Source organism: Meiothermus taiwanensis WR-220, from assembly GCF_003568585.1.
Classification (GTDB): Bacteria; Deinococcota; Deinococci; order Deinococcales; family Thermaceae; genus Meiothermus; species Meiothermus taiwanensis.
Genome location: NZ_CP021130.1, coordinates 2,593,378 through 2,607,490, shown reverse-complemented (window position 1 = coordinate 2,607,490; position 14,113 = coordinate 2,593,378). Strand labels below are relative to the sequence as shown.

Annotated in this window: 11 protein-coding genes; 9 read left to right on the top strand and 2 right to left on the bottom strand. The window is 65.3% G+C overall.

The genetic code is table 11. From position 1 onward, the window contains the following. The first annotated feature begins 46 nt into the window (after positions 1-46). The 8 genes from MTAI_RS12830 to MTAI_RS12795 all read left to right on the top strand — a co-directional run bounded on the left by MTAI_RS12830 (position 47) and on the right by MTAI_RS12795 (position 10,329). The gene (locus tag MTAI_RS12830; protein WP_027887705.1) at positions 47-868 is read left to right on the top strand and encodes a sugar phosphate isomerase/epimerase family protein; all 822 of its coding nucleotides are present in this window, start codon (positions 47-49) and stop codon (positions 866-868) included. A gap of 76 nt (positions 869-944) precedes the next feature. Beyond that, positions 945-1,877 (top strand): carbohydrate ABC transporter permease, encoded by a 933-nt coding sequence (locus tag MTAI_RS12825; protein WP_027887704.1) that lies wholly within the window; start codon positions 945-947, stop codon positions 1,875-1,877. Then, the gene (locus MTAI_RS12820) at positions 1,870-2,694 is read left to right on the top strand and encodes a carbohydrate ABC transporter permease (RefSeq protein ID WP_027887703.1); all 825 of its coding nucleotides are present in this window, start codon (positions 1,870-1,872) and stop codon (positions 2,692-2,694) included. Before MTAI_RS12825 ends, MTAI_RS12820 begins: the two co-directional genes overlap by 8 nt. 15 nt (positions 2,695-2,709) lie before the next feature. Next, on the top strand, positions 2,710-4,017 hold the full coding sequence (locus tag MTAI_RS12815) for an ABC transporter substrate-binding protein (protein WP_027887702.1): 1,308 nt from the start codon (positions 2,710-2,712) through the stop codon (positions 4,015-4,017). A gap of 121 nt (positions 4,018-4,138) precedes the next feature. Further along, the gene (gene purU / locus MTAI_RS12810; RefSeq protein WP_027887701.1) at positions 4,139-4,999 is read left to right on the top strand and encodes a formyltetrahydrofolate deformylase; all 861 of its coding nucleotides are present in this window, start codon (positions 4,139-4,141) and stop codon (positions 4,997-4,999) included. A 58-nt stretch (positions 5,000-5,057) separates the two neighbouring features. Then, entirely contained in the window at positions 5,058-6,299 is a 1,242-nt protein-coding gene (locus MTAI_RS12805; protein ID WP_027887700.1) for a S1C family serine protease, read from the top strand. 79 nt (positions 6,300-6,378) lie between these two features. After that, positions 6,379-9,081, top strand: a complete 2,703-nt coding sequence (locus MTAI_RS12800) for a PD40 domain-containing protein (protein ID WP_027887699.1) — start codon at positions 6,379-6,381, stop codon at positions 9,079-9,081. A gap of 45 nt (positions 9,082-9,126) precedes the next feature. Beyond that, complete coding sequence (locus tag MTAI_RS12795; protein WP_027887698.1) at positions 9,127-10,329, top strand: adenylosuccinate synthase; 1,203 nt, start codon at positions 9,127-9,129, stop codon at positions 10,327-10,329. Here the strand turns inward: MTAI_RS12795 and MTAI_RS12790 are convergent. Then, the gene (locus MTAI_RS12790) at positions 10,326-10,808 is read right to left on the bottom strand and encodes a YbaK/EbsC family protein (protein ID WP_027887697.1); all 483 of its coding nucleotides are present in this window, start codon (positions 10,806-10,808) and stop codon (positions 10,326-10,328) included. The two genes, MTAI_RS12795 and MTAI_RS12790, sit on opposite strands and share 4 nt — an antisense overlap. Continuing rightward, positions 10,805-11,923 (bottom strand): M20 family metallopeptidase, encoded by a 1,119-nt coding sequence (locus tag MTAI_RS12785; RefSeq protein WP_027887696.1) that lies wholly within the window; start codon positions 11,921-11,923, stop codon positions 10,805-10,807. The genes MTAI_RS12790 and MTAI_RS12785 overlap by 4 nt, the downstream gene beginning before the upstream one ends. A gap of 56 nt (positions 11,924-11,979) precedes the next feature. Between MTAI_RS12785 and MTAI_RS12780 the strand changes: the two genes are divergently transcribed. Continuing rightward, entirely contained in the window at positions 11,980-13,821 is a 1,842-nt protein-coding gene (locus tag MTAI_RS12780; RefSeq protein WP_027887695.1) for an arginine--tRNA ligase, read from the top strand. Positions 13,822-14,113: the final 292 nt, after the last annotated feature.

The window sequence follows — 14,113 nt, the reverse complement described above, 5'->3', positions numbered from 1 at the left end:
CAGGCCTGATGTGGGGCTGACAGAGGAAGCCTAGATTCGCGTAGGTATGAAACCTCCTCTGCCTGTATTAGGCCTGGCCCTGCCCATCGAACGCCTGCCCGAGTTTCGCTCCTGGTTTCTGGAGCACGGGGGGCGCGACCTCGAGCTACAGGATGCGGTGCGCCCGGAGGTGCTGGACGGCGACTGGCAGCCTCTGGTGGCCCTGGCCCGGCAGGCCCTGGAGGGCTACACCGGGCGAATGGGGATTCACGGCCCCTACGATGGCCTTTGGATGGCCTCCTTCGATCCCTTTGTGCGGCGGATGATCGCCGAGCGCTACCGGCGTGCGCTGGAATTTGCCGCCGACCTGGGGGCCAGCCATATGGTCATTCACAGTCCTTTTCTATTCTTCGGCCACCCCCAGATGGCCCATGCGCCCGGCAACGGCCTCGAGCGCGAGATCGAGTGGGTGCACGACACCCTCCGAACCGTGCTGCCGCTGGCCCGCAACCTGGGGTTGGTGCTGGTCATCGAGAACATCCGCGATACCAACCCACAACCCCTGCGCACCCTGGTGCAGTCGTTTGGCTCTGAGCATGTGCGCATGAGCCTGGATGTGGGCCATGCCCATCTGATGCAGCAGCTTGGGGGCCCCGCACCCGACCAGTGGGTCAAAGAAGCTGGCCCGCTGCTGGCCCACCTGCATCTTCAGGACAACGATGGTCTGCTGGATCGCCACTGGAGCCCCGGCCAGGGCGGGATCAACTGGCGGGCCTTGTTTGCGGCCCTCGAGGCCCTCCAGAGCCGGCCCCGTCTCATCCTGGAGGTACGGCACGAGCAACTGCCCGTGGCTGCTCAATGGCTGCTAGCCCAGGGGCTGGCCTGCTAAGCCGTATGGTCAGCGGATTGTAAGCCCCCGGCTGATGTTTTTTTGAAAATGCTGGCGGATTCTTTGGGATGCGGTCATGATTAATGCCAAAAACTCCGAGCGAAACTTGCAAAAGTCCATCCCGGTGCGCCAGGCAGGGCGGCTGGGCGAGGGCCTCGAGGTAGCCCTGCTGCTGCTTCCAGCGCTGCTCTTGCTGTTGGTGTTCACCGTCTGGCCCACCCTAAACGCCTTCTGGCTCTCCTTTCACCGCGAGAACCTTCTGGGCACCGAGCGGGACTGGGTGGGCCTGTCCAACTACGCCGAGATGCTGCGCGACCCGGCTTTCTGGCGCGCGGTGGGGGCCACCTTCCTGTTTGCGGCCATCGTGGTTCCGGTACAGCTTGTGCTGGGGTTGCTGGCGGCGTTGATGGTGGCGCGGCCCTTTCCCGGCGTGGCGCTGTTTCGTACCCTGTTTTTCCTCACCACCGCGGTGCCGACTGCAGTAGCGGCGGTGGCCTGGGGCTGGTACCTGCACCCCATCGGGGGGACGCTCAACCGCTGGCTGGAGGCGGTGGGCCTGCCGGCCCAGCCCTGGCTGACCAGCCCTGAGCTGGCGCTGCCCACCCTGGCGATTGTGACGGCCTGGGCCGGGGTGGGCTTTACCGCCATCCTCCTGACGGCGGGGCTCCAGCAGATTCCCGAAGACCTCTACGAGGCGGCCCGGATGGATGGGGCTGGAGCCTGGACGCAGTTCTGGCGGATCACCCTCCCCATGCTCTCGCCCACCTTGTTCCTGGTGGCCCTGCTGACGGTGCTCACCAGCCTGACCGCCTTCGGCCAGATCCACCTGCTGACCCGCGGCGGCCCCATGGAGAGTACCACGGTCTGGATCTACCGCATCTACCAGGACGCCTTCTTCAACTTCCGCTTTAGCTATGCGGCGGCGCAGTCGGTGGCGCTGTTTTTGGTGCTGCTTTTGCTGGCCGCGTTGCAGTTCCGCGGGCTGGGCCGGAGGGTGCACTATGAGTAGCCTGCCCCGCTGGCTGGCCCGCCCGCTGTTTTACCTGCTCCTGGGGGTCTACGCCTGGCTTTTGGTGTTGCCGCTTTTGAGCCTGCTCTCGGCCAGCTTTCGTACCGAGGCCGACCTCTTTACCCCGGGCCTGCTGCCACCCCAGCCCACCCTCGAGGCCTACCGGGAGGCCCTGGCCAAACACCCCATCCTGCGCTACCTGCTCAACAGCCTGGTGGTCTCGCTTGCCATCACTTTAGGGGTGCTGCTGACCTCGGCCACCCTGGGGTATGCCCTGGCCCGGGTTCGCTTTGCTGGGCAGAGCCTTCTGTTCGGCTTTGTGGTGGGGCTCCTGCTCATCCCCGACGAGGTCACCTTTTTACCGCGCTACCTGCTGGTACAGGAACTGGGCTGGATCAACAGCTACTGGGCGCTGATAGTGCCTTTTCTGGCCTCGCCGCTGGGCATCTTTCTGATGCGGCAGTTCATCAAAAGCCTGCCCCAGGATCTGTTCGATGCGGCGCGGATCGACGGCGCCGGCCACCTGCGGACGCTGTGGTACGTGGCCCTGCCCCTGGCCGCCCCGGCCCTGGGGGCCCTGGGGGCTTTGAGCTTTCTGGGGGCCTGGAACATGTACCTCTGGCCGCTGGTGGTAATCAACCAGAACGAGATGAAAACCGCGCAGATCGCCATCGCTCAGGTGCAGAGCGTGGAGGTCTCGAGCTGGAACGTGGTTGCGGCGGCAGCCATGCTGGTGCTGCTACCTACTTTGCTGGCCTTCCTGCTGGCCCAGCGGGCCTTTATCCGGGGCATCGCGCTGGGCGGGCTGAAGGGATAACGCTAGGAGGCAGATATGCTGAGACTTTGGTTAATTCTGGCAGGCATCGCACTGGGGGGGCTGGGGCTGGCCCAGCAGCGCATCACCATCGACTTCTGGCACTCCATGGGCGGGGTGCTGGGCGAGGCCACCGAGGCCCTGGTCAAGGATTTTAACGCTGCACAGAACCGGGTCACGGTGCGCAGCCAGTTCGTGGGCTCCTACGACGACGGCCTCAACAAGCTGCGGGCCGCGCTGCAGGCTGGGGGGCAGGGCCGGCCCAATGTGATCCAGGTCTACGATATTGGGGCCCGGTTTATGGCCGACTCGGGCGCGGTGCTGCCCCTCGAAGACCTGGCCCGCGCCAACAACTTTGACCTCTCCCAGTTTGTGCCGCAGCCTCGCAACTACTACACCGTGGACGGCAAACTGTACGGGCTGGCCTTCAACAGCTCCAACCCCATCCTCTACTTCAACGCCCAGGCCCTGGAGCAGGCCGGCATCCCCTACCGCAACACCTGGAGCCTGGCCGACCTCGAGGCCGCCGCGCGCAAGCTGACCATCAAAGACGCCGCCGGCAAGACCACCCGCTACGGCCTCTCCATCCCCATAGATAGCTGGTTCATGGAGCAGTTCAGCTACAACTCCGGCCAGTACTTCTGCAACAACGAAAACGGCCGCAAAGCCCGGGCCACCGAGGTGACCTTCAACAACCCGGCGGCGGTGGCCTTCCTGGACACCTGGGCCCGCCTGGTACGGGAAGGGGTGGCGGCCAACACCGGGCGCAACTGGGCCGATAGCCAGAGCCTGTTCGCCCAGGGCCAAGCGGCCATTGCGGTCTACTCCACGGCCTCCCTAACCGGGGTGCTGCGCCAGGTGGGCAACCGCTTCCCGGTGCGCACCGCCTTCTACCCCTACCTGCGCGAGCGCAACGGCACGGCCATTGGTGGGGCGGCGGTCTACCTGATCCGTGGCTTCAGCGATGAGCAGAACGCGGCCTCGTGGGAGTTCATCCGCTTCCTGCTGCGCCCCGAGACCCAGGCCAAGTGGATCATCGGCACCGGCTACTTCCCGGTGGTCAAGGGGGTGACCGAGCTGCCCAGTGTGCGTCAGGCCTATGTGCGCCAGCCCAACTACACCACCGCGGTGCGGCAGCTCGAGACCTCCAAGGTCAACACCGCTTCGGCCGGCTGCTTGATGGGTGGCTTCACCGAGATTCGCCAGATCGTGCAGTCGGCCATCGAGGAAGCCCTGCGGGGCAAGCCGGCCCAGCAGGCCCTCGACGAGGCCAAGCAGCGGGCCGACCAGGTGCTTGCCCGCTACAACGCCAGCGTTCGGCAGTAAGCGAGCGAGCCGACCATGCCCACCCGTATTACGGGTGGGTTTTTTCTGGGCGGGCCTGGCTGCTTTGAAGGAGCAGATATGCCTTGAGCTTTGGGCCCAGAGCCTTTAGCCTGGGGCAGATATGCAGTCGGATACCACTGCACGGCTTCTGATTACCTGCCCCGACCGGCCCGGCATTGTGGCGGCGGTCTCGAATTTTCTCTTCAACCACGGGGCCAACATCACCGCGCTCGACCAGCACTCCACCGACCCCGAGGGGGGGCTTTTCTTCATGCGGCTGGAGTTTCAGACCCCGCACCTCGACGTGTCGCGGGAAATCCTCGAGAAAGCCTTTGCCGAGCGGGTGGCCGCCTGCTTCGATATGAACTGGCGCATTGCTTATGCGGCGGATCTTAAAAAGGTGGCCATCCTGGTCTCCAAATACGACCACGCCCTGCTGGAACTCCTCTGGCGGCACAGCAACCGCGAGCTGCCCTGTACCATCACCCAGGTCATCTCCAACCACCCCGACCTGCGGCCCGAGGTGGAGCGTTTTGGCATCCCCTACCACCACGTGCCGGTGGAGAAAGACCGCAAGGAAGAGGCCGAGGCGCGGATGCTCGAGCTGTTGGCGGGCACCGACCTGGTGGTGCTGGCCCGCTACATGCAGATTCTCACCCCGCAGTTTGTGGCCCACTACCCCCACCGCATTATCAACATCCACCACTCCTTTCTGCCGGCCTTTGTGGGGGCCCACCCCTACAAGCAGGCCTATATGCGGGGCGTGAAGATCATCGGGGCCACCGCCCACTACGTGACCGAGGAGCTGGATCAGGGCCCCATCATCGAGCAGGACGTGGCCCGGGTCTCGCACCGGCACGACGTGGCCGACCTGGTGCGGCTGGGGCGCGACCTCGAGCGCAACGTGCTGGCCCGGGCGGTGCAGTGGCACCTGGAAGACCGCATCATCGTGTACGGCAACAAGACGGTGGTGTTTTCATAATTGCCCTTCATGCCGTCTTCACCGAGCTTCGCTACACTATAACCAGGAGGTTTTTGAGATGTCCATGAGAAATTCCTCTATTCTCCTGGGTTTGCTGATGATGGTGGGTGGGGGGGTGCTCTGGTTTAATCTGAGCAAGAGCCAGATCGAGGCCTCGCCCGCCCCGCAGACGCAGGTTCAAGCCCAGAGCTTCGACCAGAACCGCGCCTTCCTGGAAAATGAACGCAATACCATCGATGTTGTCCAGCGCACCGGGGATGGTGTGGTGTTTGTGGCGGTGCGATCCACCCCCAGGGTGAGCAGCGATTTTGGTTTCTTTGCGCCCTTCCTGCAGCCCCAGCCCCAGGAGGGCACGGGTTCGGGCTTCGTGCTTGACCAGGATGGGCTGATTCTCACCAACTACCACGTGATCGAAGGGGCCGACCAGATCACCGTGCGCTTCCACAACGACCCCAAGAGCTACCCGGCGCGGGTGATAGGCCGGGCCGAGCCCCTCGACATAGCCCTGATCCGGGTGCAGGCCCCGCGCGAGAAGCTGAAGCCCATGCCACTGGCCGACTCCGACCAGGTGCGGGTGGGGCAGAAGGCCATCGCCATGGGCAACCCCTTTGGCCTGGAGTTCACCGTGACCGAGGGCATCGTCTCGGCCATACGGCGCAACCCCAACGACGGCAGCGGCAGCGGTAAAGGGGCCTTTGTGCCTACCGTGATTCAGACCGACGCGGCCATCAACCCTGGCAACTCGGGCGGGCCGCTGCTCAACTCCCGCGGCGAGGTGATCGGGATCAACACCTTCATCTACAGCTCGGCGGGGGCTTTTGGGGCTGCGCAGTCGGCGGGCATTGGCTTTGCCATCCCCATTAACTTGGTCAAACAGTACCTGGCCGATCTTAAAGCCGGTAAAGACATCACCGCCGAAGAGATTGTGCGCTCGCGGCCCCGCCTGGGTGTGACCCTCTCGCTGCTCTCGATGGCCGAGTACCCCGAAAACATCCGCCGCCAGAACCGCCTGCCCGATAGCGGCCTGATGATCCAGCAGGTCGAGCGGGGTAGCCCGGCCGAGCGGGCCGGGTTGCGTCCTGCAACCCGCAACGTGCAGCTTCAGCTCCGCACCGGCCAGGTGATTGAGCTGGGGGTCAACGGCGACATCCTGCTCGAGGCCGACGGCAACCCCATCAACAACATCAACGACCTGCGGGCGGTGCTGCTGGCTAAGAAGCAAGGGGAAGCGGTGACCCTCAAGGTCTGGCGCGACGGTCAGACCCGCGAGGTGCGGGTGGTGCCGCAGGTGATCCGCTAACCCCAGCGGGGTTTCCAGCCCTCCCGCGTGCGGGAGGGTTTTTGTTTTTGCTTCATCTTGATTGCCTATACTGGGCCCAATGTTGCGCTTCCTGGCGGTTGTTTTGCTGATGGCTTCGCTGGCCCTGGCCCAGTTCGACCCCACCCGGCCGTGGTTTACGGTGCGCACCGAGCACTTCGACATCCACTACCACGCGGGCCTCGAGCGTGTAGCCAGCGAGGCCGCCATCTACGCGGAAAAAGCCTATGCGTTGCTGGTAGAAGACTTCGAACCGCCACCGGGACGCATCAGCCTGGTGCTCTCGGACGTGGGGGATACCCTCAACGGCTTTGCCAGCCCCGCCGAGGGCCGGGTGGGCATTTTTACCGGGCAGTTCCGCAGCTCGGACTTGTTTAACCCCCGGCTTTCCTCCTGGTGGGAGACGGTGATTTTCCACGAGATTGTCCACATCTTCGACCTCTCCCAGGTGCGCGGCCCCCTCAAAGACCAGACCCGCATCTTCGGGCGGCTGCCGGCCCAGAGCGCGGTGAAGCCCCTTCCCTTTGTGGAGGGGACGGCGCTTTACCTCAAGTACAAAAAGCTGGGCGAGTCGCGCCTGAACGACGCCACCACCCGCATGATGCTGCGCCAGATGGTGCTTTCGGGCCGCTTTCCCAGCCTCGACGAGATTCGCCAGGCCTACAGCCGATCCACCTGGCCCTACCTGGGCTTTCTGGTCTACAACTACAGCGCCTGGTTGGTGCAGTACCTCGAGGTGCGCTTTGGCGAGGATGCCTACCGGCGCTTTACCGAGGCCAACGCCGGGATGCTGGCCTTCAAAGACTTCAACGAGCCTTTCCGCAGGGCCTTTGGGGTCTCGCTCGACCAGATTTACGCCGACTTTGTGCGCTGGCTGCCCGGCCAGTTCGAAGGCGAGATTGCCCGCATCCAGGCCGAGGGCCTGACGCCCATCACCAGGCTCAGCAACCTGGGGTTTTTTAGTGAAGGTGCCACGGATTCGCCGAACGGCCTTGTGTATTCGCACGCCTCCCCGCTGCGCAGCGGCCTGCGTATTATCGTCAACGAGAGTGAGCGCGAGTTGCTCAATGGCCCGGCCCAGTATCCAGAGTGGTCGCCGGACGGGCGCTACTTGTTGTTTACCGCCAGCAGCGCGGTCAGCCCCTACTTTGTGGGCAGCGACCTCTACCAGTACGACCGCCTCGAGGGCCGCGTCAAACGCCTGACCCAGGGCGAACGGGTCTACTACGCCCGCTACGCGCCCGATGGCAAGAGCATCTTTTTAGCCAAAAACACCCCCGACGGCTCCACCGAGCTGGCCCGCTACTTTATCGAATTCAACCGTACCCAGCCCCTGCGCAGCTTCCCCCACCAGGACGGGGTGATCCACTCGTTTGCGGTGGCCCCGGACGGTAACTCGCTGGTGCTTGCGCTGCTGCGGCGGGGGGGTTTTCAAGACCTCTACCGCTACACCCTGCAAACCGGGGCCCTCACGCCCCTCACCCAGGATAGGAACGTGGATAGCGACCCGGTGTTTAGCCCCGATGGGCGCTACCTGATCTACAGCAGCGACGTGAACCGGGTTTACAACCTGTACGCCTACCGGCTGGAGGACGGGGCGGTCTTCCAGGTGACCAACCTGCTCACCGGAGCCTTCCAACCCACCTTTTCCCACGACAAAGAGCGGATTATCTTTGTCGGCTACGACGAGACCGGCTACAACCTGTACCAAGTGAGCTACGACCCCAGCGCCTGGAAGCGGGTGGAGCTAGAGCGTGAGCCCCTGCCCGCCTTCAAGCCGGCCGAGGCCGCTGGCGGTGAGCCTTACAACCCCTTCCCCTACCTGCGCCCGCTGTACTGGCTGCCCATGGCCGGGGTGGGGGTGGATGGGTTCGGCCTGGGGGTTTCGTTTGCCGCCTCCGACCCGGTGGGCCTTCACGCTTACTCGGTAGGGGCCGGTTTCGACAGCAGTTTGCGGGGGGTGTTCTACGACCTGGCCTACCGGTACGCCGGGCTGGGCTTCCCGCTGGTCTTGCAGGCGGTGGGGGCCGGCCGGGACAGCGCCCAGGGCATCGCCGCCTCGTTCTGGTCGCCGCAGGGCAGCCTGGGCCTGCAGTACGTGCGCTCGGACGTGCTCGAGCCCGCCCTCGACCCCAACCAGAACACCGTGACCCATGCCTTTTCGCTTCGTTTGAACGGCGCCAGCACCACCGGCAGCGACCTGTTCCGCTCCAGGAGCAGCCTCATGGCGGTGGGGACGGCCTTTGTGCGCGAGGGCAGCCCGGACTGGCGCTACCGCCTGCAGGGGGCGCTGGGCTTGCAGTTCCGCCTGCCGCTGGAGGCCTCGCATGTGGTCGGGCTGCGGCTGGGGGGTGGTTTCACCACCTCGCCGCTGGCCCTGGATGGCTTCGACCTGGGGGCCTGGCCCCTGGTGGCCGGGGGCCAGCCGCCGCTGGCGGTGCGGGGTTTTGCGCCGGGCCAGCTTCGCGGCCAGCAGGCGCTGGTGGGCTCGCTGGAGTACCGCCTTCCCCCCTGGAGCCTCGAGCGCGGCCTGGGCAACTGGCCTTTGTTCTTCGACGACCTGAGCCTCTCGGTTTTCCTGGACGCAGGGGCCGCCGGTTCGCCCCTGGACTTGAACCAGCTACGTTTTTCGCTGGGGGCCGAACTGCGCCTGGGCCTGACGCTGTTTTACCAGGTGCCGGCCGGCCTGCTTTTGGGCGGGGCCCAGGGTCTGGGGGAGCCTGGGCCGAGGTTGTATCTCGGCCTGGTGTGGCCGGGCTTGTAGGGGGGCGGGCTTTTCGCCTGGGGCTTTTGGCTTTAGGCTATACCCGTGCCAGGAATCGCTATCATTGGAGCCCAGTGGGGTGACGAAGGAAAAGGCAAAGTAACCGATGCCCTCGCCGAGGACGCCGATTTTGTGGTGCGCTACCAGGGGGGGGCCAACGCGGGGCATACCGTGGTGGCCCAGGGCAAAACCTTCAAGCTGAACCTCCTGCCCACCGGGGTTATTCACCCCCAGGCCACCAACGTGCTGGGCGACGGGATGGTGATCGACGCCTACCGCTTTGCCGAGGAGATGCAGAACATCCGGGCCGAGGGCCTAAACCCCAGGGTGCTGGTCTCGGACAAGGCCCACCTGGTGCTGCCCCATCACAAGGCGGTGGAGGCCCGCAACAACTTTGTGGGCACCACCAAGCGCGGCATCGGGCCGGCCTACTCCGACCGGGCCCGGCGGGTGGGCATCCGCGCCGGTGATCTGCTCAACGAGGCGGTGCTCAAGGAGCGGGTTGAGACCCTGCTTGCCGAGAAACCTAACTCGACCCGCGAGGCCGGCTGGGACACCCCTGCAAAAGCCCTGGCCGATCTGCACCGGATGCGCGAGATCCTGGCCCCCCATATCACCGACACCGGCCACCTGCTGCGAGAGGCCATCAAGCAGGGCCAGAAAGTGTTGTTTGAGGGAGCCCAGGCCACCCTACTCGACCTCAACTACGGCGACTACCCCTACGTGACCAGCTCACACCCCACGGTGGGGGGGATTATTGTGGGCGCAGGTGTGAACCACAAGGCCATCAACAAGGTCTATGGGGTGGCCAAGGCCTACGCCACCCGGGTGGGCAACGGCCCTTTCCCCACCGAGCTTTTCGGCCAGGAAGACGAGTATTTGCGGCAGAAAGGGGGCGAGTTTGGGGTGACCACCGGGCGGCCCCGGCGCACCGGCTGGCTCGACCTGGTGCTGCTCAAGTATGCCTGCGAGGTCAACGGCTTCGATGGCCTGGTGCTCACCAAGCTCGACGTGCTCTCGGGCTTCCCGGTGGTCAAGGTGGGTGTGGAGCACCGCCCGGACGGGAGCGTGCGCTACGCGGAGATTCCCGGCTGGGGCGACCTGACCGGCATCCAGAGCCGGGAGGAGTTGCCGGCCAGCCTGAAGTACTTCATCGATCTCATCGAAGACTACACCCAGACCCCGGTGGTGATGTTCTCCACCAGCCCCCGCCGCGAGGACACCTTTGGGGCGGTGAGCTGGGTTTAGCCGCTCTTTAAGGCCACCACGCGGCCGCCGGTGAGGGCCAGCAGTTCCTCCGGCGAGAGGCCGAACAACGCAAAAGGGGTGCCGGCCGCCGCGTAGATGCGCTGGTACTGGAACAGATCGGGGTCCATCAGGGCCTCGAGGGGCTGGGCGTGGCCCACAGGCGGCACCCCGCCGATGGCAAAGCCGGTGACCCGGCGCACATACTCGGCGTCGGGCTTTTCCAGCCTTTCCCCCAGATGGGCCTCGAGCCGCGCTACATCCACCCGGTTGGCCCCCGAGACCAAAAGCAGGTAGGGCTTGCCGCTCCCGGCCCCCCGAAAAACCAACGACTTGACGATCTGGCCTACCGCACAGCCCACCGCCGCGGCGGCTTCCTGGGCGGTGCGGGTTGAAGCCGATAGCTCCTGCACCTGCAGGTGGGCAAAGCCCCGCCGATTCAGGGCTTCCTGCACTTTTTGCGCGCTGGGGGATAGCTTCATCGCGAAAGCTCGTGCAGGATGCCGCAAAGCAGGGCGATGCGGGCGGGTATCTGGGGGATGTAGACATTCTCGCTGAGCTGGTGGGCGGCTTCGCCGAACAGGCCCAGCCCGTCCAGGGTGGGCACCCCCAAAGCCGCGGTAAAGTTGCCGTCGGAGCCGCCCCCAACCCGCCCAGGGCCGAGCTGCAGGCCCAGTTCGGCCCCGATGCGCCGGGCCATCTCGAAGAGCTCGAGCGAGGCCGGGCTGGGCTCCATGGGGGGGCGGTTCAGGCCGCCCTCGAGCGAGAGGGTGGCCCCGGGCAGCACCGGCTGCAGGGCCCTGAGGGCCTTTTCCACCCGCTCCGCCTCGGCCATCGTCCAGACCCGCAGGTCGATCTCCACCCAGGCGGTGGCCGCCACCACGTTGCTGGTGGTGCCCCCCTTGATCACATTGGGCCCCAGGGTGGTGCCTTTGTCCCAGTCCTGCAGGGCCTCCACCCTGAGCACCTGGTGGGCCAGCTCCACGATAGCGTTGACCCCCTTCTCGGGCTCGACGCCCTGGTGGGCGGGTTTGCCGTGGGCGGTGAGGCGGTACTGGCCCACCCCTTTACGGGCCACCTTGAGGTCGCCGTTGCCCATGGGGGCTTCCAGCACCAGCACCAGGTCGTTGCGCAGCGCAGCGGCCTCGATGGCCGGCCGCGAGGCCGTGGAGCCCACCTCCTCGTCGGGGGTGAAGAGCAGCTCGAGCGCGGGCAGGCCCAGCCCTAAGGCCTGGTTGGTGCGCAAGGCCCACAGGAGCTGCACGATGTTGCCTTTCATGTCGTACACCCCAGGGCCGTAGGCCCGCTCGCCTTCAATCTTCCAGGGCACCGCAAAAGCCCCCACCGGGTGCACGGTGTCGAAGTGGCACAGCACCAGCGCTTTTTTGCCCGTGCCCGGGATGCCCACCCTCAGCAGCGGGCCGTTGGGGGTTTCCTCGCGCTTGAGGCTTCCCAAAGGCGCAAACTGCGCGGCAATCCAGTCGGCTACCCGGGCGAGGCCGGGCAGGTCGTGGGAGGGGGCCTCGAGGGTCACAATGGCCTCGAGGTCTTGCAGGATGGCCGGAAGTTGGGGCTGTAGGTACTCGATTGGCTTCACGGGCTCATACTACTGTTTGGGGCCGCCTAGGGGAATCTTTCTGCTATCCTATTTCGGTGTTAGCCTCTCGCCCCGAGATCAAGTCCCAGCTCAAAGCCGCCATTGCCCAGGCCCTGGAGGCCCTGGGCCTCTCGGAGTGGCCCGAGATTGTCGTGCAGGAAACCCCACCGGACAAGGAAGGCGACTACGGTACGCCAATTGCCATGAGCCTGGCCCGTACCCTGCGCAAAGCCCCGCCCCAGATCGCCGCCGATCTGCTGCAGAACATCCAGCTCCCGGCCTGGGTTCGGCGTACTTTTGTGCTGGGGGGCTACCTTAACTTCGAGCTCGAGCCGGCCTTTCTGGTGCAGTCGGCCACGCTGCCCATGGCCCCTTTTCCTAAGGTGGCGGGCAAGGTGCTTTTGGAGCACACCTCGGTCAACCCCAACAAAGAGCTGCACGTAGGGCACCTGCGCAACATCTGCCTGGGGGATTCCCTGGCGCGCATACTGCGCTTTGTGGGCCGCGAGGTAGAAGTAATGAACTACATCGACGACACCGGGCGGCAGGCCGCCGAGAGCCTCTACGCCCTGGCGTATTTTGGCCTCGATCGGCCCCCGGCCGGGGTTAAATACGACCACTGGGTGGGCGAGGCCTACGTGCGGCTGCACCAGGCCATGGAAGATCCCGAGCAAAAAGCCCGCATCGAGCAGGGGGTGCAATCCACCCTCCACCGCCTGGAGGCGGGCGAGCTGCGCGGAGAGGTAGACAAAATTCTGCGGGCCCAGCTACAAACCATGTACCGCCTGGGTGCCGAGTACAACGCCCTGGTCTGGGAGTCCGACATCGTGCGGGAAGGACTGCTGGGCAAGGCCATGCAAATCCTGGAAGCCTCCCCCTACGTCTCGCGCCCCATCGAGGGCAAGTATGCGGGGGCCCTGGTCATGGATACCAGCGCTTTTATCCCCGGCCTGGAAGACCCCTACCTGGTGCTGATCCGCTCCAACGGCACCTCCACCTACACCGCCAAGGACATCGCCCTGCAGTTCTGGAAGATGGGCCTGCTCGAGGGCCTGCGCTTCGTGACCTACGATACCCAGCCCAGCGGGGCGCCCCTGTACAGCACCCACCCCGAAGGCCTACCCCTGCCGTTCGGTGGGGCCAGCGAGACCATCAACGTGGTGGACGCCCGCCAGAGCCACGCCCTGCGGGTGGTACAGGCCTCGCTCGAGGTAGAGGGGCGGCACGACCTGGCCGAGAAATGCTTCCACCTGGCCTACGAGACGGTGCTGCTCGAGGGCCGGCAGATGTCTGGGCGCAAGGGCATCGTGGTCTCGGTGGACGAGGTGATGGACGAAGCAGTCAGACGGGTGCGGGCGGTGATCGCCGAGAAAAACCCCGACCACCCCAACCCCCAGGAAGCCGCCGAGCAGATCGGGGTGGGGGCGGTGCGCTTCGCCATGCTCAAAACCGAGGCCAAAAAGCAGATCGACTTCCGCTACGACCAGGCCCTGAGCCTCGAAGGGGATACCGGCCCCTACATCCAGTACGCCTACGCCCGCGCTGGCTCGATCCTGCGCAAGGCCGAGGAGCAGGGGCTTATTCAGGAAGCCCCTGACTTCACCCAGGCCACGCCCTATGAGGTGGCCCTGGCCAAGACCCTGCTGCGCTTCCCCGAGGCTGTGCAGGACGCTGCCCGCAACAAAGCCCCGCACATCGTGGCCCAGTACCTGCTCGAGCTGGCCGCGGCCTGGAGCGGCTTCTACAACGCCAAAACCCCCGATGGCCGGCCTGCCACCCCGGTGCTCACCGCGCCTTCGGGGCTGCGCGGGGTGCGGCTGGAGCTGGTGAAGGCCCTGCGCCAGACCCTCAAGCAGGGCCTGGGCCTGCTGGGCATGGAAGCCCCCGAGGTTATGTAGCACCCCCGGGCAAGCAAATTGGCACCACCATGGCTTGCTAACGGCCTGCTCCACGGCCAGCTTCTTGCATCCTAGCGCACACCCCGCGCCACGCTCAGCGAAGAAAACGTGTCCCTTTGGTGGGGTTGGTTCGGTGCTGGAAGGTGGCCGACTACCCCAATCCGGTATTGGCTCCGGTGAAAAACCCCGTCGTGCTTGCTGTTGCGGTTTTGCTGCGCCATTAACGGTAGGGGTCGTGTACAGCGTCCACCCCCTTGGGGTGTGGGTGTTACGTGGATGTGCATTTTGCACA

Excerpts from the sequence above, each read along its gene's own strand:
- MTAI_RS12830 (WP_027887705.1), top strand. The coding sequence starts at position 47 with ATGAAACCTCCTCTGCCTGTATTAGGCCTGGCCCTGCCCATCGAACGC.
- MTAI_RS12800 (WP_027887699.1), top strand. The coding sequence starts at position 6,379 with ATGTTGCGCTTCCTGGCGGTTGTTTTGCTGATGGCTTCGCTGGCCCTG.
- MTAI_RS12825 (WP_027887704.1), top strand. The coding sequence starts at position 945 with ATGATTAATGCCAAAAACTCCGAGCGAAACTTGCAAAAGTCCATCCCG.
- MTAI_RS12790 (WP_027887697.1), bottom strand. The coding sequence starts at position 10,808 with ATGAAGCTATCCCCCAGCGCGCAAAAAGTGCAGGAAGCCCTGAATCGG.
- MTAI_RS12820 (WP_027887703.1), top strand. The coding sequence starts at position 1,870 with ATGAGTAGCCTGCCCCGCTGGCTGGCCCGCCCGCTGTTTTACCTGCTC.
- MTAI_RS12815 (WP_027887702.1), top strand. The coding sequence starts at position 2,710 with ATGCTGAGACTTTGGTTAATTCTGGCAGGCATCGCACTGGGGGGGCTG.
- MTAI_RS12805 (WP_027887700.1), top strand. The coding sequence starts at position 5,058 with ATGTCCATGAGAAATTCCTCTATTCTCCTGGGTTTGCTGATGATGGTG.
- purU (WP_027887701.1), top strand. The coding sequence starts at position 4,139 with ATGCAGTCGGATACCACTGCACGGCTTCTGATTACCTGCCCCGACCGG.